The sequence below is a fragment of the Streptomyces sp. NBC_01775 genome (assembly GCF_035917675.1).
Lineage (GTDB): Bacteria > Actinomycetota > Actinomycetes > Streptomycetales > Streptomycetaceae > Streptomyces.
The window spans coordinates 8,022,185-8,043,656 of record NZ_CP109104.1 but is presented as its reverse complement, the minus strand read 5'-3'; the positions used below and the strand labels follow the sequence as shown (position 1 = coordinate 8,043,656).

Sequence of the window (21,472 nt, the reverse complement as noted above, 5' to 3'; positions counted from 1 at the left end):
GATTGCTCCTGTCCGGGATTCGAGTGGTTGGTCCGGATCAGCCGAGGATGTCGCGCGCCGTGCGGATCATCGCGGCGATGGTCGGCGGCAGTCGCTCCTGGTCCGGGTCGTGGTGTTTGCCCTCCCGGTGCCGGCGCAGGTTGTGGCCCATGATCGCGGCCATCTTCATCCGGCCGAGCGCCCGGAACCAGCCCATCGAGGGCAGTGCGGGCCGCCCGTCGAGGTAGGCGTCCAGCAGTTCGGACTCGGTGGGCAGGCTCGGTACGGCGCGCCCCAGTTCGGGGAAGTTCCGGTGGTCGACGAAGAGCAGGAACCACCCCAGGTCGATGCGCGGGTCCCCGACGCTCCAGATCTCCCAGTCGACGACGGCGTCCGGACGGTCACCGGTGCACAGCACGTTGCCGAGCCGGAAGTCGCCGTGGAGCAGCACCGGCGGGAGACCCCTGGGCACGTCGTCGGCCAGGCGTGCGAGCAACTCCTCGCCTCCGGGCCGCAGTTCGGCGGGTACGGCGTGCATGGTGCGACTCCACCGCTCCAGCTCCCCAGGCGCGTCGAGCGGTTCCGGCGCGTCGAGTCCTGGCGTGCGCAGATCGGTCTCGTGCAGCCTGCGCAGCACGGGGGCGATGGCGAGCATCCGGTTGCGGGCCGTGGCGGCGGGCACCTCGGGCTCGTCGAGCACGGGCTCGACGGCCTCCCCGGCGGCGAAGTCCATGGCGAACCAGGCCGGCCGGCTCTCCTCGACAGCGGCGATGCCCGGCACCGGCACGGGGGATCCGGCGAGCGCGCCCAGCACCCGCGCCTGGCGCAGCACGTCGTTGCGGCCCACAGGCCGCTGCCCCGGTGGCACCGCCTTCACGACGTACCTGGCATCCCCGGCGGTGACCGAGTACGTCAGCCCCGAGTGGCCGCCCGGCAGCGTACGCAACTCCCCGATCTCCGCCCCCGGGTGCCGACGGGCGAGACGGTCGCGGACGCGGGCGGCCAGCTCCGTCACCTCGCCGTCAGCCACCTCGGTGTCCGTAGGGTCCGTGCTCATCGGACGGGCTCCTTGGGCAGGCCGAGCACGCGCTCGGCGAGGATGTTGTGCTGGATCTCGTCGGTGCCGCCCGCGATGCTGTAGCCGGGGGCGCCGAGCAGGTGCTCCGTCCAGGCGTAGGTGCCCCACTCCCCCGTGTCCGCGACGAGGCTCGGCCCCAGCAGCTCCGACACGAGGTCGCCGGTGCGCCGCATGGTCTCGGTGGCGTAGAGCTTGCCGACCGAGGCTTCCGCGCCGGGCTCACGTCCGGCGACGAGCGCCGCGGTCACCCGCAGTCCGATCAGCCGCTGCACGAGAGCGCGGATGTGAAGGTCCGCGGCCCGCTGCGCTTCGCCGCCGGTGAGCGCGCGTGGCAGGTTCCTGGCCAGTTCGAGCGCCCGGTCGGCGTTGCCCAGACCGAGGTTGCCGGAGTCGAGCCGTTCGGCCGCCAGCACGCTGAGGGCGACCCGCCAGCCCCCGTCGACCGGTCCGAGCCGGTCGGCGTCGGGCACCACCACGCCGTCGAGGTAGACCTCGTTGAAGCTGGTGCCGCCCGTCATCTGCCGGATGGGCCGCACGGTGACGCCCGGCGCGTCCATGCGCACCAGGAAGACGGTGATGCCCGCGTGTTTGCGCACACCGGGATCGGTGCGGCACACCGCGACGCCCCAGGTCGCGACCGGGGCCCCGGAGGTCCATACCTTGTGGCCGTCCAGCACCCAGTTCGCGGTGTCGCCGTCGCGCACCGCCTTCGTCCGTACCGCGGCGAGGTCGGAGCCCGCCTCGGTCTCGGAGAACAGCTGGCAGGCCAGCTCGTCCGTGCGCAGCATGGGACGCAGCCAGCGGAGCTTTTGCTCCTCGGTGCCCCACACGCCGATGGCCGGGGCGACGAGCTGCTGGGTCACCGGGAAGATCTCGGTGCGGTGCGGCACGTCGAAGGCGGCCTCTTCGGCCCGGTAGAGCTGCTCGTAGTACGCGGGCAGGCCGCGGCCCCCGTATGTCTCCTGCCAGTTGAGCGCGCCCCACCCCGCGTCGTAGCGGGTGCGCTCCCACTCCTGGACGCGGGCGGTGTGCTCGCGCTCCTGCTGCTCGGTCCAGTTCTCGAACACGGCGACGGAGTCGGATCCGCTGCCCCACTCGCCTTCGGCGGCGCGCGGACGGGCCGCCGTGGCGAGCCACTGCCGGGCCTGTGCGCGGAACTCCTCCGGTTCCGGGATGCCGCTCATCTCTTCCTCACCTCCGTACCTCCGTTCAGCGGGACAGCACCGTGCAGGCGCTGACGCCGGGCGCCCCGTACACGTGGGTGAAACCGACCCTGGGTTCGCCGGGGACCTGGCGCTCTCCGGCCCGTCCGCGCAGCTGCTGGACGATTTCGTAGACCTGCCGCAGCCCCGAGGCACCGATGGGTTCGCCGTTGGCGAGGCAGCCGCCGTCGGTGTTGACCGGCAGGGTGCCGCCGATCTCCGTGGCGCCCGAGCCGATCAGCTCTTCTTGTTCGCCGTCCTCGCAGAAGCCGCACTCGGCCATGTGCATGACCTCGGCGCCGCTCTCGGTGTCCTGGAGCTGGCAGACGTTGACGTCGCCAGGTCCGATGCCCGCCTCCTCGAAGGCGGCGGCCGAGGCGTCGCGGCTGACGCTGGTCAGCTCGCCCCCTGGGATCCAGGGGCTGAACACCTCGAAGGACCCGAAGCGGCGCGTGCGTACGGCTGCGGAGCGCAGGGTGACCGGGAGCCCCTCCAGGGTGCGGGCGGCCTCGGGCGAACAGAGGACGAGCGCCGCCGCGCCGGCTCCCGGGGAGCAGAACATGTAGCGGGTCAGCGGATCGCTGACCATGCCCGAGTCGAGGATCTCCGCGGCGGACACCGGCTTGCGCCGCCAGGCCTCGGGGGTATGGGCCCCGTTGCGGTACGCCTTCTCGGCGACCAGGGCCAGGGCCCGCGGCGTGATCCCGTGGTCATGCATATAGCGCCGGATCTTCATCCCGAAGAACTGGGTGGTCACCATCAGCCCGTCGCTGCCGTACTCCGCTCCCAGGCCCCAGTCCTCCGGCCGCGGGTCGAAGGCACCGCGCGGGTGCTTGTCGAACCCGACGGCGAGGACGACGTCCGCCATGCCGGAGCGGATCGCGTTCACGGCGGAGACCAGCGCGCTGCCACCGGTCGCGCAGCCGTTCTTGACGTTGACGAACGGAAGCCCGGTCAGGCCCAGTTGGGCCACCAGAGTGTCGGCGAGCCCGGCGCTGTCGCTGCCGCCGAACGCCGCGCCCACCCGCGACCACTCGATCCCGGCGTCCGCGAGCGCGGCACCGACCGCGCCGACGGCCAGCTGACGGCCGCTCGCCTCCGGCCGCCCGAACGGGGTACGCCCGGCGCCGCAGATCAGGACGTCGCTGCTCATGAGCCCCCCTCGGCGGCTGTGGTGGGCCTGGCCCGCGGGACGCCCTCGCCGGCGGTCACCGTGAGGGGCATGTCGATGCGAAGCCCGTCCAGGTCGTCGACCTCCAGGACGGCCGCCACCCGCACGCCTTCCGTCAGTTGGACGTAGCCCAGCGCGAACGGCGCGAAGCCGCCGGCAGGGGGCTGGTAGGGCGGTGACTTGGGGGGATACCGCTGGACCGTCCAGGTCCACAGCGTGCCCGTGCCGCTCAGAACCGCAGGACCGGCCGGTCCCCCGCAGCGCGGGCACGCGTCGTCCGCGGGGTAGACGGTCACCGAACAGTCGAAGCAGCGTGAGCCCTGGAGCCCGGCCCCGGCTGTGGCCGGGCTCCCCGGATCCGTGACCATTCGGATCAGCGCCCCTGCCACTTGGGTTCGCGCTTCTCCAGGAACGCCGATACGCCCTCGTTCGCGTCCTCGGAGTTGAGGGCGACACCCACGGCGAGGTGCTCCATGACCATCAGCGACTGGGTGTCGGCGTCCAGGCTCCGGTCGATCGTCATCTTGGTGAGCCACATGGTGAAGGGGCTCTTGTCGGTGAGGTGCCCGATGAACTCCTCGACCGTCTCGTCCAGCTTGTCGGCAGGGGCGGACTTGTTGATGAGCCCGAACTCGACGGCCTCGACGCCGGAGAGGAGCTTGCCGGTGAGCATCAGCTCCTTGGTCTTGCGGATGCCGATCATGCGCGGCACGCGGTAGATCGGGCCGGCGCCGCCGAACAGCGCGCGGCGGATGTGGAAGTCGCCGATCTTGGCGTCGTCCACGGCGATCGCGAAGTCGCAGGAAATCATGATCTCGAAGCCGCCCGCGGTGACATGGCCCTCCAGGACCGCGACGGAGGGCGTCTTCATCGAGTAGAGGCGGTCGCACACCTTCGCGGACTTCACCGCGACATCGATCGCGTTCGACTTGCCGACGTACTCCGACTTCAGGCTGTCGAGGTCGAAGCCCGAGCAGAAGGTGCCGCCGCGGCCTCGGAAGACCAGGACCCGCAGCTCGGGGTCCTCGTCGACCTCGGTGATGATCTCGTCGAGCCGGTCCAGGATCGGCACGGTGACGCAGTTCTTCTTCCACGGGCGGTTGAGCCAGACACGGGCGACATGGCCGTCCCGCTCGAACTGGATCTCGTCTTCCACTGCCATCACTTGCCTCCAAATTGAACTGAATTCATTACGAGTCTGGGGAGCCGAAAGAACCCTGTCAAGCCCTCGATCGACATCCGTTCAACGAGCGACCAGGCCGAGACCGAGTCGCGTTGCACACGCCGCCACCGGCGGAATCAAGCCATACGGCGCGAGTCGCGCCAGTGGCGCCGCAACCTTCGTTCTTGATCGAACCGAATCGACTTCACCCAACCTCTTGAGGAAGGCACCGACTCCGGTTCACTATGACCATGCCGAGGGGCACGGCGCCGCGACGCCCGGCACCGCGACCGGGCGCACCCACCACGACCGGGCGCACCGGACGCTGGTCACCCGGGGAGGGAACGACGACCAGCGGCGGGAACGTCTTCGCGACCCTCACGGACGCCGCCCCGTCCGGCCCGCCGCCCGCGCCCTTCCTCAATCAACTCAGCATGGAAGGACCTTCATGTCCGACATCCTCCGTCTCGGCGTGGTCGGCTGCGGCCTCATGGGCTCCGGCGTCGCCGAGCTCGCCGCTCTGCGCGGCCTCGACGTGATCGTCGCGGAGTCCACCCCCGAGCTGGCAGCCACCGGCCGGGACCGCGTCATCGCCTCCCTCGACCGCGGCCTGCGGCGCGGCAAGCTCACCGAGACCGATCGCGCCCAGGCACTGGAGCGGCTTGCCTTCACCCACGACCTGGAGGAGCTGGCCGACCGGCAGTTCGTCATCGAGGCCGTCGCCGAGCGCCGCGAGGTCAAACTGGAGGTCTTCCGCCGACTGGACAAGGTGGTGGCCGACCCCGCCGCCGTCCTCGCCACCAACACCTCCTCGATTCCCGTCGTCGACCTCGCCGTCGCCACCGGCCGGGCCTCCCACGTGGTGGGGCTGCACTTCTTCAATCCGGTGCCGGTACAGAAGCTCGTCGAGGTGATCCCCGCCCTCACCACCGGTGCGGACACCGTGGCCCGCGCCCTGGCCTTCGCCACCGGGGGCCTGGGCAAGACGGCCATCCAGGCGCCCGACCGTTCGGGCTTCGTGGTCAACGCCCTGCTGGTGCCCTACCTGCTCGCCGCGATCCGCATGGTCGAGTCCGGGGCGGCACGCGCGGAGGACGTCGACAGCGGCATGGAGCTGGGCTGCGCCCACCCGATGGGCCCGCTGCGACTGCTCGACCTGATCGGCCTGGAGACCATCCAGGCCGTCGCCGATTCGATGTACGACGAGTTCAAGGAGCCCCTCTACGCCGCGCCCCCGCTGCTCCAGCGCATGGTCGCCGCGGGCCACCTGGGCCGCAAGAGCGGCCGGGGGTTCTACTCGTACGACTGACGCGAGCGGGCCCGGCCGTTGTCCGGCGGTCGGCCGGCCCGTACGGTGAACCGGCCTCCGACGGGGAAAGGCCGTGGAGACACGCCACGCGGCGACCGTCTCCGGGCGGGAACTCCTCGGACGAGGGATGTTCCCGGCCAAGGGACGGGCCGGCGCGGGGCCGTCACAGCGGTGTCGCGATGACGGCCTCCGCAGCCGCGCGTCCCTCCGCGACGGCGTGCGCGATCCGGCGCGGCACGACGCAGTCACCGATCGCTCGGACGGTCCGGCGGGCGGCCGGGCCGACGTCCGGCCGTCGCGGGCGGCGTTCGCCGACCGTGACCAGAACGTCCGCGGCCAGGTGCGTCTCGTGCCCGTCCAGCACGTGGCGCAGGCGCACACCGTCGTGGGATGTCGAACACACGGTGCTCATCGCGACGCTGCGCAGCGGAGCCCCGGCGAGGCGGTTCATCAACTGCGTGCGGTTCTCCGCCGACAGGCCCGTCGCGAAGCCGGTGCCGGGGGTGATGAAGGTGACCTCGCCCGCACCGGCCGCCAGCGCGCTCTCGACAGCACCGATGCCCTGCCACCAGCCGAAGCCGTCGTCGAGGACGGCGACGCTGGGCGCTCTCGGTACGACGTCGGCGTACCGGTGCAAAAAGTCCGTACTGGTGAGCGTCCGAAGCTCGCCCGGCACGGGGACGGGCGCTTCCCCGGCGCCGGTGGCAAGCACGATCTGGGCGTACTGCGCCAGTTCGCCGTCGTGCGGGGAGGTTTCCGTCAGCACGCGCACGCCGAGGTCGGCGAGCCGGTCGCGCTGGTAGTCGACGAACCTCTGCCAGCCGGGGCGGTGCGGGGCGAGGGAGGCGAGCCGCGCCTGGCCGCCGGCTTCCCGTGCCGTGTCGAAGACGGTCACCTCGCCCCCCGCGCGGGCAAGCGCCATCGCGCACTCCATGCCCGCGGGTCCCGCTCCCAGGACGGCAACGGGGCCGCTGCGGCGGCCCGGCCGGGAGAGCAGCAGCGGGACGGCCGGGCGGGCGCCGGCCCCCGGTGGCCCCAGTTCGGGGTTGACCGAGCACGACCCGGTGGGCTCGAAGGTCCGGCAGCCCTCGTTGCAGCCCGTGCAGGGCCGTACGGAACGCTCGTCGGCCACCAGCACCTTGGCGGCGAAGTCCGGGTCGGCGATGAAGGGCCGGGCCATGCCGACCAGATCGGCTCCGGAGGCCAGTGCGCCCTCGATGTCGGCGACCGAGCGGAACCCCTGGCTCACCAGCAGTGGCAGCGCGACCGCCGCGCGGAGCCGGGACACGGACTCCAGCAGTGGCGGGCGGGTGGTGGCCATGCCCGGGACATAGGTGTTGCGGACGCCGGTGGTGACGTTGACGTAGGTGAACGGAGTGAGGGCGCACAGGCGGGGAAGCAGCTCGATCAGATCGTCGAGGCCGAGTCCGGAGTCCTCACCGGGCTCCACCGACACCCGTACGCCGAGGGGCAGGTCGCCGATCTCGCCGCGGATCGCGTCGATGACCTGAGCCAGCAGCAAGAGGCGGTCGCCGTACTCGTCGTCGCGGGTGTTGTTGGCGCGGGAGAGGAACTGAGCCAGCAGATAGCCGTGGCCGGCGTGCAGCTCCACACCGTGAAAGCCGGCCCGCACGCTGTTTGCCGCCGAGATACGGAAGGCGTCGACGACGCCGCGTGTCTCTTCACGGCTCAGCGGGTGGGGCGCTGCCGCCTCACGGGGCGAGCGGACAGCGGCAGCCGAGACCGGCGCGTAGTAGGTGCCCGCGCCCAGGGTCTCCCGGCCGAGGTGGACGAGCTGCGCGAGGGCCACGGCGCCCCCGTCGGTGATCGCCTCAGCGCGGCGGCGTACGGCGTCGTCAACCTCAGGACGCCACGCCTCGGTCAGATAGCGCCGAGGCAGGGTCGACTCGGGGGCCACGACGGTGCCTCCGGTGATCACCATGCCGACGCCACCCCGGGCCAGCCGCCGCCAGTAGGCCGCGTCGGTCCCGGTGGGAGCGCCCTCCTCGACGGCGGCGGTGGCGTGGGCGGTGGCGACGAGGCGGTTACGCAGCCGGAGACCGCCGAGCACGATCGGTGCGGTCATGGCGAGGCCGGGTCGCTCCGTCATACGGTCCTCCTTGTCCGCTCAGGCGGCGGGCCGCCCGGCGAGCCCTATGAGTTGGGTGAGCCGGACCCGGTGGTGGTCCGCGGTGCCGAACAGCGCCTCGCTGCTGCGTGCCCGGCGCACGTACAGATGCGCGGGGTGCTCCCAGGTGAAGCCGATACCGCCGTGCAATTGGACGTACTCGGCCGTCGCCAGCCGGAAGGTCTCGGAGCAGACCACGGCGGCGGTACCGGCCGCCACCGGAAGCTGTGGCGAGGCGACGGCGACGCAGACCGCCGCGTACGCCGACGCCGAGCGCGCCGCCTCCAGCGCGACCAGCACGTCGGCCAACCGGTGCTTGACCGCCTGGAAGGAGCCGATGGGGCGCCCGAACTGGTGACGCTGGGAGACGAACTCGACCGTGGCGTCCAGCGCGTGGCCGCTTCCGCCGACCTGCTCGGCCGCCAGCGCGGCGCGCCCGGTGTCGAGGGTCGCCGAGACGGCGTGCTCGGCGGTCCCGGTGTGCTCCGCCACGCCCACGGCCCCGGCCGGCGCCCCCCGGAACTCCACCAGCGCCTGGCGGCGCGTCTCGTCCAGGACACGGCGCGGAGTACGCCGGCAGGTGTCCATGACCGGCTCGCAGGCGAACAGCCGGGGGCCCGCGGCGGTATCGGCCCGTACCAGGATGAGGTCCGCGCCGGCCCCGTCGAGCACGAAGTCCGTCCGGCCGCGCAGCACCCAGCCTGAGCCGGCCGGCTCGGCGGCGACGCCGGGTGCGTCGGCGTCGAAACCGGCCACGGTGGCGGTCAGCGTGCCATCCGCGATCCGCGGCAGGTAGCGCTCGCACGCCGCCCGCTCCCCGCCCGCCAGCAGGGCGTGTGCGGCGAGGACCACCGTGGGCAGCAGGGGCGCGCAGTACAACGCCCGTCCGGACTCCTCCAGGGCCACCGCCAGTTCGGCGAACGTGAAGCCCGACCCCCCGTACTCCTCGGGGATCACCAGCCCGTGGACCCCGATCTCGCCTGCGAGCCGCTTCCACAGCGACTCGTCGTATCCACGCGGGGTGCCCAGGTGCTCGCGGACGTCCTTGGGCCCGCTCGCCTCACGGTAGAAGTCCCGCAGGACGGCGCGCAGTTGCCGCTGTTCGTCGGTTTCGGACAGCAGCTGAGGGTCGATCCGGTCAAGGGCTGTCATCTGTTCCTCCGTGCGTGTGCGAGGGTGGTCCGGTCAGGTGCGGCGAGCCGTCTTGGCAGCGGTGTCCGCGGCGGTGAGTCCGAAGACCAGAGCCGAGGCCAGACCGCCGGCGTAGGCGCGGTGCCACAGGCCGCCGGTGTCCGATCCGGCGGCGAGGAGTCCGCCGACCGGCTGCCCGTCCTCGCGCAGCACGCGGGCCCGGTCGTCGATACGCAGGCCGTGGAACGGGAAGGTGAGGGCCGGGGCCGTCTCGATGACGTAGTACGGCGGTTCGTCCAGCGGGAGGCGGTCCAGCTCCCGGCCGGGCGACAGCTCCAGCCCCGCCGAGGCGCGTTCGTTGAATCGCTTGACGGCGTCGCGGACGGACTCTCCGTCATAGCCCCACTCCGGCGGCAGACAGGCGAGTTCGTCGATGTCTTCGGCCAGCCCCACGCGACCGCCCCGCTTGCTCGCCAGGGCGAACTTGTCGACGGCGACGGCTCCCTCGACGTACGAGCCGGTGACCCACTCGCGGAACACCCGGACGTCGGCGATGAGAAGGCCGCGGCTCTCGGGCTGCTCCAGCAGTTCCATGGCGGTGAGGTGGTCGCCCAGCGTCTCGTCGGCGAACCGGGCGTTGCGCAGATTGAACAGGAGGGCGTGCTCGCTGTAGTACAGCGACATGTCGACGAAGTCCGCGGGGTCGGCGAAGGGGATGCCACGGGGGACGAGGTGGCCGTAGAAGCCCGCCTCGTCGGGGCCGGTGGCCGCTCCGGCCCGGGTGGCCAGCCGGTAGCCGCCGCCGCGGCTGTGGGGGTTCGAGCGGAGTTCCATGCGGCCGGCGTGGGGGTGTACGTGAGCGGAACAGAGCGCGGGGTCGCCCTGGAATCCGCCGGTCGCGAGGAGCGTGGCGCGAGCACGTACCCGCCGGCGCGTGCCGTCGGCCGACCGCAGGTCCGCTCCGGCCACGGCACCGTCCTCGACCACCAGCCATTCGGTGTCGGTCCGCAGCAGCAGCTCACCACCGCCTTCGAGGAGGAGCCGGCGGCAGGTGTCGAGGTAGTGATTGGTGTCGAACTGGTGCCCGCGGCCGAAGCTGAGGACAGGCTGTGGGTCCTTGGCGGCCACGCCGACGGAGCGGATCCAGGAGATGCCGTCGGCGAAACGGTCCACGAGCGCGCGCTTGAGCGCGACATCCCCGCGCGGGTTGTGCTCGTCCATGACCTCGTGGGTGGGGGCGGTCCACGCGTACCCCGCGAAGCGTGCGGAGCCGCCGACCTCCGCGCCGATCTCGACGACTGTCACGGACAGCCCTGCACGGGCGGCGCGGGCGCCCGCGGTCAGTCCCGCCATACCCGCACCGACGATCAGCAGATCGATGTCTCCTGCGCGCATACGCCTCTCCTCCGGCCACGGGGCTGCCCAGCGAGGTCCGCCGATCCCGACCACCTATCGCAGCTAAACTGAATCCAATTCGGATTGCAAGACCTGGAAGGGGCGGCGCCAGGAGCGAGGCCCGCATCCTCATGCGACCGTGAACCGTCCCCCGTTGGCGAGCAGTACCGCCCCGACCAGGTTCGCCGCGGCATCGCTCGCGAGGAAGAGGGCGATACCGGCGATCTCCTCGGGCGTCGCGTACGGGCGCACCCCGGGGTCCGCGAAACCGGCGCGCAGCGACGCGGGCGTGCGCACCGCCATCCCCGTCTCCGTCGGCCCCGGGGCCACCACGTTCACGCGGACCCCGGACGCGATGACCTCCTTGGCCACGGCCTGGCTCAGCGCGTGCACCCCCGCCTTGGACGCGGCGTAGTGGGGATAGCCGGCGGGAGTGTCGAACGCCGAGGAGGAGCCGATCACCACGATCGCCCCGCCGCCGGCGGGCCGCATCGCGCGCACCGCGGCGCGCAGCACATGGAAGGTGCCGTCCAGATTCACCCGCATCACGCGCCGCCAGGAGGCGTCGTCGAGGGAGCCGGTCACCTCGGCCGGGCGCCCGGCGGCCAGCGCGTCCGCGATCCGCCGCTTGACCTCCGGGTCGTCGACCCCGGCCGCGTGCACCAGGATGTCGAGCCGCCCGTGCCGGCGCAGTACGTCCTGGACCGCGCCGTCGACGCCTGCCGCGTCCGCCACGTCGAGGGTGACCGGCTCGGCGGCGGGCCCGGCGAGTGGCGGCTCGCGCAACTGGGACAACTCCTCGGCGACGGCTGCCAGACCCTCGGCGTTGACGTCCACCAGGACGACCGCCCGCACCCCTTCCGCGGCCAGCTGCCGGGCGACAGCGGCCCCCATGCCGGAGCCGGCGCCCGTCACCATCGCGACCTTGCCCGCGAACCGGTCCGCCCGTACATCACTGAGCACCACGGTGATCCCTCCTCGTCCCCGTATCTTTATTGAACTGACTTCATATCTGTTATCGTGCGGCTGCGCGGCTGACAAGACCTGGGACGGTGAAGATGAAGGCGCTGCGGATGACGGCCTGGGGAGAACTCCCGGCACCGACCCGGGTCGAGCGGCCCGTCCCGCACGGCAGCGAGGTGCTGGTGCGGGTGGAGGCCGCCGGACTCTGCCACTCCGACCTGCATGTCATCGACAGCGCTCCGGGGACTCTCCCCTACCGGCTCCCGTTCACCTTGGGCCACGAGGTCGCCGGGCACGTCGCGGCGCTCGGACCCGACGACGGCGGGTCCGACGACGGCGGGTCCGACGACGGCGGGTCCGCCGCCCACGAGCTCGCGATCGGCGCACGCGTGGCGCTGTACGGACCGTGGGGCTGCGGCATCTGCGACCGGTGCGCCGCGGGCAGGGACAACTACTGCGACCGGCGTGACACCCTTGCCTGGCACGGAGCCGGACTGGGCCGGGACGGCGGACTGGCCGAGTACGTACTCGTGCCGTCCGCCCGCCATCTCGTGCCGATCGACGGCTTGGCGGCCGATCAGGCGGCGCCGCTCTCGGACGCGGGCCTGACGTCGTACCACGCCGTATCCGGCCTGCGGCACGCGCTCGGGGAAGGCTCCACCGCCGTCGTCATCGGTGTCGGCGGGCTCGGCCACCTGGCCGTCCAGATTCTCCGCGCGACCACTCCGAGCCGGATTCTGGCGGTCGACATCCGGGAGGAAGCCCTCGCTCTCGCGCACCGCTCCGGCGCGCACTTCGGCACGCTGTTGCGCGCTGACACCGCCGGTGTGCTGAGGGCGGAGAGCGGAGGCCCCGGAGCGGACGCCGTGCTCGACTTCGCCGGCACCACGGCTTCGATGGAGCTGGCGACGAGCACTCTCCGCGCGGGTGGCGCACTCGCGGTGGTCGGCAGTGGCGGCGGCCACCTGACCGTCCGGAAGCCGGGAGTTCTGCCGCAGGGCTGCACGCTCTCGCTGCCGTTCTGGGGAAGCCACCCCGAACTCACAGAGGTCATCGCGCTGGCGCGGTCGGGGGCGGTCCACGTCGAGACGGAGCGGTTCCCGCTGTCCGCCGGGCTGGAGGCGTTCGAGCTGCTCCGGCGAGGCCGGGTGCGGGGGCGGGCCGTGCTGGTGCCCGACTGAAGCAGCCCCTCCGCCGACGCTTTCCCCGGGCCGCCCCGGACCGCCAACGGCGCCCGCAGACCACCAACACCGTCCGCAGAAGGGAATCATGATGCGCTTCGACGAAAAGGTCGCGATCGTGACCGGTGGCGCCCGGGGCATGGGCGCCTCACACGTACGCGGTCTGGCCGCGGAAGGCGCCCGGGTCGCCATCTGCGATCTGCTGGACGACGAGGGAGCGGCCCTGGCCGGCGAACTCCCCCACGCGCGGTACTTCCACCTCGACGTCACCAGCGAAGACTCGTGGCAATCGGTCGTCCGCGCGGTGGAGGACACCATCGGCCCCGTGGATGTCCTGGTCAACAACGCGGGGATCATGCACTACGGCGGTGTCGAGGCGCAGTCGCCGGATCAGTTCCGCCGGATCCTCGACGTCAATCTGGTCGGCTCCTTCCTCGGCATGCACACCGTCCTGCCCGGCATGCGCAGCCGCGGTCGCGGAGCCGTCGTCAACATCTCCTCGGCGGCCGGCCTCACGGGCTTCGCCGACGGCATCGGCTACGTCGCCAGCAAGTGGGGCATCCGCGGCATGACCAAGGCGGCGGCGCTGGACCTGGCCGGCACCGGGGTACGCGTCAACTCCGTACACCCCGGTGTCATCCGGACACCCATGGGAGAGAGCGCCTCTCCCGAACTGTTCGCCCAGCAGCCGGTGCCGCGCATCGGAGAGCCCGAAGAGGTCACCCGCATGGTGCTCTTCCTCGCCGGCGACGACGCCTCCTACACCACCGGCGGCGAGTTCCTCGTCGACGGCGGCCAGACCATCGGCCGGCCCGGTCATGCCCACGCTTCTCCCACCGCCCCCACTGCTCCTTCCGTTCCCACCACTCCTTCCGCTCCCACCGAGCCCGGCTCCTGACCGGGAGGCACCTGCCCCGGAGCGGGAAACGTCCGGTGACCGCCGGTCCCACGACGGGCGGTCACCGGGGCGGGTGCGCGGCTACACGTCCTTGCGGACGGTGAGGAGCGCGCCGATCCCGATCACGCTGACGCCCATGACATAAAAGGCCGGGGAGAGCAGATTCCCGGTCTGGTCGACCAGGTAGGCCGCGATGTAGGGCGCCGTACCACCGGCGAGGACGGTGCCGACGTTGTATCCGATCGCCATGCCGGTGTAGCGGACCCGGCGCTCGAACAGATGCGGCCACAGGCTGGCCGCGGGGACCTGCACGACCGCACTGCTCAGCATGAACAAGGCGTAGGCCGCGCCTGCGACGGCCAGGTTGTCCCGGCCCATCAGCACCATGGCGGGGTAGGCGGTCACCAGGAATCCCAGCATGCCGGCCAGCAGGACGCGGCGGCAGCCGAACCGGGAGGCGAGCCAGCCCACCGGCACCATGAGTATCACCGTGACGAGCACGACGCCCGAGGTCAGCCAGAACACCTGGGTCGGGTCGTAGCCCAGGTTGTTGGTCAGGTAGATGCCGATGTACGTCAGTCCGAGGAAGATGGCGCCGCCTTGCGCCATCGCCAGTCCCATGGCCTGGAGGAGCGCCGTACGGTGCGTCGAGAGGACCTCGCGGACCGGGGCGGTGGGGATGTCCTCGCGTTCGGCAGCCGCCGCGAATTCGGGAGTGTCCTCGATCCGCAGCCGAGCCCACAGGCAGAACAACGTGAGCGGCACAGCCATCAGGAAGGGGATCCGCCAGCCCCACGCCTCCATCTGCCCCTCGGTGGTCAATCCGGTGATCGCGCCCGCCGTGGCGGCTGCCAGCGCGAACCCGAGGTTGGACCCGATGGGCGTGAAGGCGCCGAGGAACGCCCGGCGCCGGGGCGGGGCCGACTCGTAGATGTAGGCGTACGCGCCGACGGACTCCCCGCCCGAGGAGATGCCCTGCACCACCCGGGTGAGGAAGAGCAGCACCGCCGCCGTCACGCCGATCTGGTGATACGTCGGCAGCAGCCCGGTGATGCTGCTGGCGACCCCCATGCACAACACCGAGGAGACCAGCGCCTTACGGCGGCCCAGCCGGTCGCCGAGCCGTCCGAAGAAGATGCCGCCGATCGGCCGTACCAGAAGGCCGGTGGCGAACACCGCGAGCGCCGCCAGCAGCGAGGCCGCCGGATCGCCGCTCGGAAAGAACTGCGGGGCGATCGCCACGGCCAGATAGCCGTAAACGCTGAAGTCGTAGTACTCGATCATCGTGCCGAGGCTTCCGGCGAGCATCGCGCGGCGCACGGAACGCGGACTGGGCGGTGCCGGCTCTGCGCCTGGTGCGGCGGACGGCTGGGTGACGCTCATGACCGACTCCCCTTCCTGCGGCACAGGTCGTTCCGTGCCGACGCCCGGAGGCTACAGAACTGAACTCAGTACAGCTAGTCTTCCGTCAAGGGTTCTTGTCCACTTCAGGGACACCAGGCGCCTTGAGGGCCCGAAAATGGGGGATCCGCCGGGGCGCGGACACTCGGAGAGCCGAACTGGATTTGGTTTGGATCGAGAACGAGAACGAGCCACAGCAACCGCGCGGCGGACTCGCCGCTCCGGAGCGGGCATCAACGGCCCGTGGCGTCGCGCCCCTGCGGGCGCCCTCGCCCCGGCCTCACCCCGGGCCCTGGCCGCTCGATGCGACGATCAGCGCACGCCGGCCAGCCGCAGGGCGAAGTCGCCGTACTGATAGACGATCTGATCCTCCGTCAGGTCGCCGTCCTCGCGGTACCAGACGGCCACGCCCATCCCGAGGTCCAAGATCGCGTACGAGGTCAGCTTCACCTTGGTGATCCGGAAGCTGCCCGCCTCCACCCCTTCGGCGAGCAGTTCCCGGAACGCCTGCTCATAGGCCGCCCGCAGCCGCAGGATCTCCGTGCGGTGAGGCTCCTCCAGGCTGCGGATCTCGCGCGTCCCCACGAAAGCTTCCAGGCGGTGCCGGGCGTGGTAGCGGACATGGGCCTCGGCGGCCCGGCGCAGCCGCTCGACGGTGTCCTCGCAGTCGGCCACCGCCGTGCGGTGGGTTCGCAGCAGGGCGTCCATCGTGCCCGTCATGATCTGGGCAAGCAGCTCCTGCTTGGCCCCCACGTGCTTGTACAGGCTCGGCCCGCGCATTCCCACCGCAGCGCCGATGTCGGCCATCGTGGTGGCGGCGTACCCGCGCTCGGCGAACAGGAGCAGGGCGGCGTCCCGGATCTCCGCCCCCCGTTTTCCCGCCACCCGGCCGGCCGCCGCACGCCCCCGGGCCGCCGTTGGCTGACTGCCCCGCTCCGACGTCAACGTTCCCCTATCCTGCCCGTCGGCCACCGCCTCGTAGCCACAGGGTGAAGGTCTGCTCTGCCAGGCGGCACCTTAACGCATCCGGACACCGGTGACTTTCGGGGCGGCCAGGACCGAAGGCGGGCCAGGACGGGCGGCGAGTATCGATGTTGGTATTGACGCCGCAGCGCGGTGGAGATGGGGTTGGCTCCCCAGCGAAGTTCTCTCCCCCCACAGGAGGTCTGTTCATGAAAGGCCGCTCCACCCCGCCGTCCTTCGCCGGTCGTTCGAAGGGTTCACCACGAATACGCCTTGGCCGCACCCGCTTCGTAGCCGCACTGGCCGTAGCCGGCGGGCTGGCGGGCGCGGCCGTGGCGACGCCGTCGTTCGCCGCGCTCGACGAGGACGCCAAGCCCGCGGTGAAGCAGCAGAAGGAGGACGCGTCCACCTCCCCGTTCACCGGGCTTCCGGCGAAGCGGAATCCCGTGCTCGCGGTGAAGATCGACAACCATAAGGACGCACGCCCGCAGACCGCGCTCGAAGACGCCGACATCGTCGGCGTGGAAAAGGTCGAGGGCGGGCTGGGACGGCTGTTCGCGATCTACTCCAGCCACTACCCCAAGTCGCTGGGCCCGGTGCGCAGCGCCCGCGAGTACAACGTCGAGCAGATGCGGATGTTCCAGCGCCCCGCGCTCGCCTATTCAGGTGCCCGTGCGGGGGTGGTGGACAAGATCAAGAAGTCGCCGCTGTACGGGGTCTCGCACGACGACCACCCGGACGCCTACGAGCGCGGGGGCGACAACGCGCCCCCGCACAACCTCTACGGCCACCCCGACGAGCTCTTCAAGAAGGCGCCCGAGGCGAGCAAGGCCAGCGACATCGGCTTCCGTTTCGGCGATGAGCCGAGCGGCGGGACGCCGACCGACGAGCAGACCGTGGACTACGGCTCGTCCAAGACCTCCTTCAACTGGTCGGGAGAGGAGGGGCGTTGGCTGGCCTCCTTCGACGGTCAGCCCGCGAAGGGCACTTCCGGGAAGCGGCTCGGCGGCAAGACCGTGATCATCCAGAAGACGGACATGCCGCCGGACTCCAGCGGCGAGACGCCGTACATCGAGACCGTCGGCAGCGGTGAGGCGACCGTGCTGCGCGACGGCAAGGCGTTCAAGACGAAGTGGGAGCGCAAGAGCGCGACGGGCGACACCACCTACACCCTCTCGAACGGCAAGCGGATGCCCTTCGACCGGGGCCAGGTCTGGCTCGTCTACCAACAGCGCTGACGCGCTCGCGCCGCGCGGCGGCGCACAGGGTCGTGCGGGGGGGCCGGAATCCGCCCCGCACGGCCATGGCGCCGGGCGGCCCACCGGGAGCCGCAGACTCAGCGCTCCGCTCGGCCCCTCCGCATCCCTCTCGCGCCACGTATACCCGTCCGGGCCGGGCGGCCGAGGCGTACCGGTACGCCGGGAGAGCAGAGCACACTGATCGGGGGGTCGCACGGCGCGGGCAGGCCGGCCGCCTCGACCAGGTTCTCCTCGCAGGTCAGCAGCTCGGCCCGGTACAGAGGCCAGCGCGGATGGTAGTTGGGCAGATAGGCCACCCCGCCGGCGAACGTGGTGTGCAGCCCCCAGCGGGCGGTGAGGAAGAGCTCCAGCTCTGTCGGCTCCGCCACCTGTTCGCCCCGGCGCACAGCGATCCGGCTGTATGCTCCGCGCGGTCCCGGCCAGCGGCGCGAGCTGGTGTACGTGACGGTCTCACCGGTGGCGCGGACCCTCATCCGGGACCACAGGTACGGCAGCCGGAAGCCGGCGCGTCCCATCACGACGGGTATCAGCCGTGAGGCGTCCATCGACCGGAAGACGACACCGCGTCTCCCCTGCGCGTCGACCGAGTACAGGCGGATGTTCGTCTCCGGGAAGGATCCCAGATACGGCACACCGGGCAGCCGGAACCAACCGACCCGGTGCATGCGAAAGGCCACGAGTCCGACATATGTGACGCCGTCGTGGAGGTCGGGGACGGTGCCCTCGGGCAGGAGTCCGGCAACGACATCCGGGTCGACAGCCCAGTGGATGAAGCACAGGTCGAGCCACTGCTGCGTGAGGAGTGGGCTGTCCACAAGGTCGGGAGCATCGGGGGTGATGGTGGTGGGTCCCTGCACCGCATCAGGATGCCAGAGGCACCGGGCGCGCGACCGACCGGCCCTCGCCGGATGGCCTCGGGCCTGCCCGAGGCACGCGGCACGGCGGGAGGCCGGCGCTCACGAGCTGGAACGCCGGCCCCGGGGGCGGTGACGCGCGGCAACGCGTGTCCGCCGAACATCCCTGGTCGTGTTGGTGGAGCCCGCAACTCTCAGGGAGCGGTACGGGATATCCCCGTACCTGGAAGATGCTTACAGAGGCGTGTCAGCGATTGGCAAGTGGATGTGGGACGACACCGCATCTTCGGCTCCCAAAGAGACGCCGTGCAGCGCCCGTTGTGCGCCAGGCGCAGGTCACAAGCATCGTCGCGGCACGTGGGCGGGAAAGTTCCGCACCCGGCCACCGGGACAGCAACGCATCAATCCCCACCGCCTCCCTGGGGCCCCTGCTTCTTGAGCCGGTGAGTGGCACGATGCTGTTCCGCCATCGGTGTCGGCAAGCACCGGTCGGCGGAGAGACACGTACAGACGCATGGAGCCCGCAACACGCCCCGGCCGGCCAACGTCCGGGCGACTGAATCTCAGGAGGCATCCCCATGTCCCGCCTTCCCTCCCCGGCTTGCTGTGTCGAGTCGAAGCTGCCCGACCGGCACCGGCTGTCCACGCCGGACGTCGTGGTCATCGTCGTGATCGCCGTGCTGGCGAGCGTGCTGGCGGCCGGTGGGCTGTCGCCGTCAGCCATCTTGGACGTGCTCGGCGTCGCCGGACTCGTGGCACTCGGCGTGCTGCTCACCCTGCGCGGCGGCAGCAAGCTGGGCCGCCTGGTGATACAGGGCATGCGGGTCAGCTTCTCGGTCTGAGGGCCCGCGACCGTGGGGCGCAGTGAGAAACCGATCACCACGTCGAACCGTGCGCTGGCCGAGCTCGCCCAGTGGCTGCGCCGGCAACGGACGGCGCACGGTTTGACATACGCACAGCTCGCCGCCCGCACCGGGCGGCACGCCACGACGTTGCAGCGGGCTGCCTCGGCGGCCTCGGTGCCTACGGCTGACATCGTCGAGGCGTACGCCCGGGGTTGTGGCGCGTCGGTCGAAGAGGCCCTTCAGCTGCGGCTGCGAGCGCGACAGGAGCACCTGCGTACCGCCGGGAGAGACCGTCAGCCGTTGGCCCCGGATGCCGTCACCGACGCTCCGGGGCTGGCCGCTGCCCTTCGGGGGCTCCACCACGAGGCGGGCGGGCCCTCCATGCGGGAGATGGAGCGCCGCGCGGGCGGCTTCGGCAGACTGCCGCACACCACTGTCCACCGGATCCTGAACGGGCAGACGGGCCCTCGGGACGCACAGCAGTTCGCCACGTTCCTCACCGTCTGCGAGGTCCCCACCGGAGCGCGGCTGCCCTGGGTGGACGCGTGGCGCCGCGTATACGGGAACGCGCAACCAGCCGACGCCCCCACCCGTGCCGAAGAGCCGTCACCCGGAGGGGAGGTGGCCGCTGCGAACGCTGTCGTGACGACGAAGCCGGCGCACCACCTGGCGGCGGTCGCCAGGGGTGGCCAGGAAATACAGACAGGCGTACGGCGACCGGAAGGGCCGCCGGGCGGACGGCCGGAGGAAGGTCCGACAGCCGGGTGGCCGGAGGGAGGGGTGCGCTTCGCCGTGCTCGGCCCGGTGCGCGCCTGGCGCGAGGGCCAGGCGCTGAACATGGGATCACCGCAGCAGCGCGCGCTGCTTGCGGCCCTGCTGCTGCGCGGGGGCCGTACAGCGACCGCCGAAGAACTGATCGACGCGCTCTGGGGCGAAGAGCCACCGGAGGCGGCGAAGGCCGCCCTGCGCACCTACGCCTCCCGTCTCCGCAAGACGCTGGGTGCCGAACTGCTGGTCAGTGAGGCCGGGGGCTATGCCATCCGCACCGGTCCCGGAGCCCTTCTGGACCTGGACGCCGCGCACGATCTGGCCATGCGGGCCGAAAAGGCCGCCTCGGGCGGCGAACGCGCCAGAGCCCGCGACCTCTACAGCGCCGCGCTGGACCAGTGGGACGGCGAGCCCCTGGCCGGCGTCCCCGGCCCCTACGCCGAAACCCAGCGCACCCGCCTGGCCGAGTGGCGCCTGAGCCTGCTGGAGCCGCGCCTCGACCTCGACCTCCAGGTCGGCAACCACGCGGAGGCCGTCAGCGAACTGACGGCCCTGACCGCCGCGCACCCGCTGCGCGAGCGCCTGCGCGAACTGCTGATGCTCGCCCTCTACCGCAGCGGCCGGCAGGCCGACGCCCTCGCCGTCTACGCCGACACCCGCCGCCTGCTCGCCGACGAGCTCGGCGTCGACCCCCGACCCGAGCTCTCCGACCTCTTCCAGCGCATCCTGGAGGCCGACGACGAACTCATCCACCAGGCCGAAGCGCCGACCCCCGGCTCGGCTCCCGTCGTCACCCGTCCCGCCCAACTTCCCGCCACCGTCGCCGACTTCACCGGCCGCAAGCCCTTCGTCGCCGAACTCGCCGATCAGCTCGCCCAGGCCGAGGGCAGCATCATGGCCGTCTCAGCGGTGGCGGGCATCGGCGGCGTCGGCAAGACGACCCTGGCCATCCACGTCGCCCACGCCGCCGCCCACCATTTCCCCGACGGCCAGCTCTACGTAGACCTCCAGGGCGCGGGCTCCACCCCCGCCGACCCCGAAGCGGTACTCGGCGCTTTCCTCCGCGCCCTCGGCGCCCCGGATGCCTTCATCCCTGAAGGCGTCGAGGAGCGCTCCGCTCTCTTCCGGTCGCTGCTGGCGGACCGCCGCGTCCTGATCCTCCTCGACAACGCCCGCGGTGCGGCGCAGGTCCGCCCTCTTCTCGCCGGCACCGCGGGCTGCGCCGCCCTGATCACCAGCCACGCCCGCCTGGTCGACCTCGACGGCGCCCGCCTTGTCGACCTGGACGTCATGAGCCCCGAGGAGGCCATGACCCTCTTCACCCGCATTGTGGGCGAGGACCGGATCTTCCTCGAGCGCGAAGCCGCGATGGACGTCGTTGCGGCCTGCGGGTTCCTGCCGCTGGCCATCCGCATCGCGGCGTCCCGCCTGTCGGCCCGCCGCACCTGGACGGTCTCCACCCTCGCCGCCAAACTCCGCGACGAGCGCCGCCGCCTGGACGAACTCCAGGCCGGAGACCTGGCGGTGAAGGCCACCTTCGAACTCGGCTACAGCCAGCTCAGCCCCGAACAGGCCCGCGCCTTCCGCCGGCTGGGGCTCGCCGATACCCCCGACATCTCCCTCGACGACGCGGCAGCCCTGCTGGGCCTCCCACCCGCGCAGTCCGAAGCCGTCCTTGAGGGCCTGGTCGACACCTCGCTCCTGGAATCAGCAGGCCCGGGGCACTACCGGCTGCACAACCTCGTCCGCCTCAGCGCGAGAAGCCGAACGGACCGGCGGGGGGAA

The 21,472-nt window shown here is 71.7% G+C and carries 17 protein-coding genes and 2 pseudogenes; 7 read left to right on the top strand and 12 right to left on the bottom strand.

Annotated elements, in window-relative coordinates; translation table 11 throughout:
* Window positions 1–37 precede the first annotated feature (37 nt).
* Genes OHB04_RS35510 through OHB04_RS35490 form a run of 5 tightly spaced genes read right to left on the bottom strand, consistent with a single transcriptional unit; the run spans window position 38 to window position 4,592 of the window.
* Complete coding sequence (locus OHB04_RS35510; protein WP_326691740.1) at window positions 38–1,036, bottom strand: phosphotransferase family protein; 999 nt, start codon at window positions 1,034–1,036, stop codon at window positions 38–40.
* Window positions 1,033–2,241, bottom strand: a complete 1,209-nt coding sequence (locus tag OHB04_RS35505; RefSeq protein ID WP_326809066.1) for an acyl-CoA dehydrogenase family protein — start codon at window positions 2,239–2,241, stop codon at window positions 1,033–1,035. The genes OHB04_RS35510 and OHB04_RS35505 overlap by 4 nt, the downstream gene beginning before the upstream one ends.
* Window positions 2,242–2,266: 25 nt before the next feature.
* Complete coding sequence (locus tag OHB04_RS35500; RefSeq protein WP_326691738.1) at window positions 2,267–3,412, bottom strand: thiolase family protein; 1,146 nt, start codon at window positions 3,410–3,412, stop codon at window positions 2,267–2,269.
* Window positions 3,409–3,798 (bottom strand): Zn-ribbon domain-containing OB-fold protein, encoded by a 390-nt coding sequence (locus OHB04_RS35495; RefSeq protein WP_326691737.1) that lies wholly within the window; start codon window positions 3,796–3,798, stop codon window positions 3,409–3,411. The genes OHB04_RS35500 and OHB04_RS35495 overlap by 4 nt, the downstream gene beginning before the upstream one ends.
* A 5-nt stretch (window positions 3,799–3,803) precedes the next feature.
* Window positions 3,804–4,592 carry an enoyl-CoA hydratase/isomerase family protein gene (locus tag OHB04_RS35490; protein ID WP_326691736.1) on the bottom strand — a complete coding sequence of 263 codons (789 nt, stop codon included), beginning with the start codon at window positions 4,590–4,592 and terminating at the stop codon, window positions 3,804–3,806.
* Window positions 4,593–5,040: 448 nt separating this feature from the next.
* Between OHB04_RS35490 and OHB04_RS35485 the strand changes: the two genes are divergently transcribed.
* Window positions 5,041–5,901, top strand: coding sequence for a 3-hydroxybutyryl-CoA dehydrogenase (locus OHB04_RS35485; protein WP_326691735.1), 861 nt, complete (start codon window positions 5,041–5,043; stop codon window positions 5,899–5,901).
* A gap of 163 nt (window positions 5,902–6,064) precedes the next feature.
* On the opposite strand, the gene OHB04_RS35480 is transcribed toward OHB04_RS35485, so the two are convergent.
* The 4 genes from OHB04_RS35480 to OHB04_RS35465 form a co-directional block, all read right to left on the bottom strand.
* The gene (locus OHB04_RS35480; RefSeq protein ID WP_326691734.1) at window positions 6,065–8,011 is read right to left on the bottom strand and encodes an oxidoreductase; all 1,947 of its coding nucleotides are present in this window, start codon (window positions 8,009–8,011) and stop codon (window positions 6,065–6,067) included.
* Between the two features lie 18 nt (window positions 8,012–8,029).
* Window positions 8,030–9,181 (bottom strand): acyl-CoA dehydrogenase family protein, encoded by a 1,152-nt coding sequence (locus tag OHB04_RS35475; RefSeq protein WP_326809065.1) that lies wholly within the window; start codon window positions 9,179–9,181, stop codon window positions 8,030–8,032.
* A 33-nt stretch (window positions 9,182–9,214) separates the two neighbouring features.
* Window positions 9,215–10,555 carry an FAD-binding protein gene (locus tag OHB04_RS35470; RefSeq protein WP_326809064.1) on the bottom strand — a complete coding sequence of 447 codons (1,341 nt, stop codon included), beginning with the start codon at window positions 10,553–10,555 and terminating at the stop codon, window positions 9,215–9,217.
* Window positions 10,556–10,684: 129 nt separating this feature from the next.
* Complete coding sequence (locus OHB04_RS35465; RefSeq protein ID WP_326691731.1) at window positions 10,685–11,521, bottom strand: SDR family NAD(P)-dependent oxidoreductase; 837 nt, start codon at window positions 11,519–11,521, stop codon at window positions 10,685–10,687.
* Window positions 11,522–11,613: 92 nt separating this feature from the next.
* On the opposite strand from OHB04_RS35465, the gene OHB04_RS35460 reads away from it, so the two are divergent.
* Entirely contained in the window at window positions 11,614–12,699 is a 1,086-nt protein-coding gene (locus OHB04_RS35460; RefSeq protein ID WP_326809582.1) for an NAD(P)-dependent alcohol dehydrogenase, read from the top strand.
* A gap of 91 nt (window positions 12,700–12,790) precedes the next feature.
* Complete coding sequence (locus OHB04_RS35455; RefSeq protein WP_326693070.1) at window positions 12,791–13,597, top strand: SDR family oxidoreductase; 807 nt, start codon at window positions 12,791–12,793, stop codon at window positions 13,595–13,597.
* A gap of 81 nt (window positions 13,598–13,678) precedes the next feature.
* Here the strand turns inward: OHB04_RS35455 and OHB04_RS35450 are convergent, their stop codons facing one another.
* The gene (locus OHB04_RS35450) at window positions 13,679–14,980 is read right to left on the bottom strand and encodes an MFS transporter (RefSeq protein ID WP_326691730.1); all 1,302 of its coding nucleotides are present in this window, start codon (window positions 14,978–14,980) and stop codon (window positions 13,679–13,681) included.
* A 330-nt stretch (window positions 14,981–15,310) separates the two neighbouring features.
* The gene (locus OHB04_RS35445) at window positions 15,311–15,883 is read right to left on the bottom strand and encodes a TetR/AcrR family transcriptional regulator (protein WP_326809063.1); all 573 of its coding nucleotides are present in this window, start codon (window positions 15,881–15,883) and stop codon (window positions 15,311–15,313) included.
* A 287-nt stretch (window positions 15,884–16,170) separates the two neighbouring features.
* Between OHB04_RS35445 and OHB04_RS35440 the strand changes: the two genes are divergently transcribed.
* Entirely contained in the window at window positions 16,171–17,199 is a 1,029-nt protein-coding gene (locus OHB04_RS35440) for a DUF3048 domain-containing protein (protein WP_326691728.1), read from the top strand.
* Window positions 17,200–17,297: 98 nt separating this feature from the next.
* On the opposite strand, the gene OHB04_RS35435 is transcribed toward OHB04_RS35440, so the two are convergent.
* The gene (locus OHB04_RS35435; protein ID WP_326691727.1) at window positions 17,298–18,077 is read right to left on the bottom strand and encodes a YqjF family protein; all 780 of its coding nucleotides are present in this window, start codon (window positions 18,075–18,077) and stop codon (window positions 17,298–17,300) included.
* 575 nt (window positions 18,078–18,652) lie between these two features.
* On the opposite strand from OHB04_RS35435, the gene OHB04_RS35430 reads away from it, so the two are divergent.
* From OHB04_RS35430 to OHB04_RS35420, 3 genes and pseudogenes are all read left to right on the top strand, one after another.
* Window positions 18,653–18,916, top strand: a complete 264-nt coding sequence (locus tag OHB04_RS35430; RefSeq protein ID WP_326691726.1) for a hypothetical protein — start codon at window positions 18,653–18,655, stop codon at window positions 18,914–18,916.
* 12 nt (window positions 18,917–18,928) lie between these two features.
* Window positions 18,929–19,144: pseudogene (locus tag OHB04_RS35425) on the top strand (helix-turn-helix domain-containing protein); the annotation flags it as partial.
* A gap of 555 nt (window positions 19,145–19,699) precedes the next feature.
* Window positions 19,700–21,463: pseudogene (locus OHB04_RS35420) on the top strand (BTAD domain-containing putative transcriptional regulator); the annotation flags it as partial.
* Window positions 21,464–21,472 lie beyond the last annotated feature (9 nt).

Excerpts from the sequence above, each read along its gene's own strand:
- OHB04_RS35510 (WP_326691740.1), bottom strand. The coding sequence starts at position 1,036 with ATGAGCACGGACCCTACGGACACCGAGGTGGCTGACGGCGAGGTGACG.
- OHB04_RS35490 (WP_326691736.1), bottom strand. The coding sequence starts at position 4,592 with ATGGCAGTGGAAGACGAGATCCAGTTCGAGCGGGACGGCCATGTCGCC.
- OHB04_RS35500 (WP_326691738.1), bottom strand. The coding sequence starts at position 3,412 with ATGAGCAGCGACGTCCTGATCTGCGGCGCCGGGCGTACCCCGTTCGGG.
- OHB04_RS35475 (WP_326809065.1), bottom strand. The coding sequence starts at position 9,181 with ATGACAGCCCTTGACCGGATCGACCCTCAGCTGCTGTCCGAAACCGAC.
- OHB04_RS35495 (WP_326691737.1), bottom strand. The coding sequence starts at position 3,798 with ATGGTCACGGATCCGGGGAGCCCGGCCACAGCCGGGGCCGGGCTCCAG.
- OHB04_RS35460 (WP_326809582.1), top strand. The coding sequence starts at position 11,614 with ATGAAGGCGCTGCGGATGACGGCCTGGGGAGAACTCCCGGCACCGACC.
- OHB04_RS35485 (WP_326691735.1), top strand. The coding sequence starts at position 5,041 with ATGTCCGACATCCTCCGTCTCGGCGTGGTCGGCTGCGGCCTCATGGGC.
- OHB04_RS35455 (WP_326693070.1), top strand. The coding sequence starts at position 12,791 with ATGCGCTTCGACGAAAAGGTCGCGATCGTGACCGGTGGCGCCCGGGGC.
- OHB04_RS35480 (WP_326691734.1), bottom strand. The coding sequence starts at position 8,011 with ATGACGGAGCGACCCGGCCTCGCCATGACCGCACCGATCGTGCTCGGC.
- OHB04_RS35430 (WP_326691726.1), top strand. The coding sequence starts at position 18,653 with ATGTCCCGCCTTCCCTCCCCGGCTTGCTGTGTCGAGTCGAAGCTGCCC.
- OHB04_RS35440 (WP_326691728.1), top strand. The coding sequence starts at position 16,171 with ATGAAAGGCCGCTCCACCCCGCCGTCCTTCGCCGGTCGTTCGAAGGGT.
- OHB04_RS35470 (WP_326809064.1), bottom strand. The coding sequence starts at position 10,555 with ATGCGCGCAGGAGACATCGATCTGCTGATCGTCGGTGCGGGTATGGCG.
- OHB04_RS35505 (WP_326809066.1), bottom strand. The coding sequence starts at position 2,241 with ATGAGCGGCATCCCGGAACCGGAGGAGTTCCGCGCACAGGCCCGGCAG.
- OHB04_RS35450 (WP_326691730.1), bottom strand. The coding sequence starts at position 14,980 with ATGAGCGTCACCCAGCCGTCCGCCGCACCAGGCGCAGAGCCGGCACCG.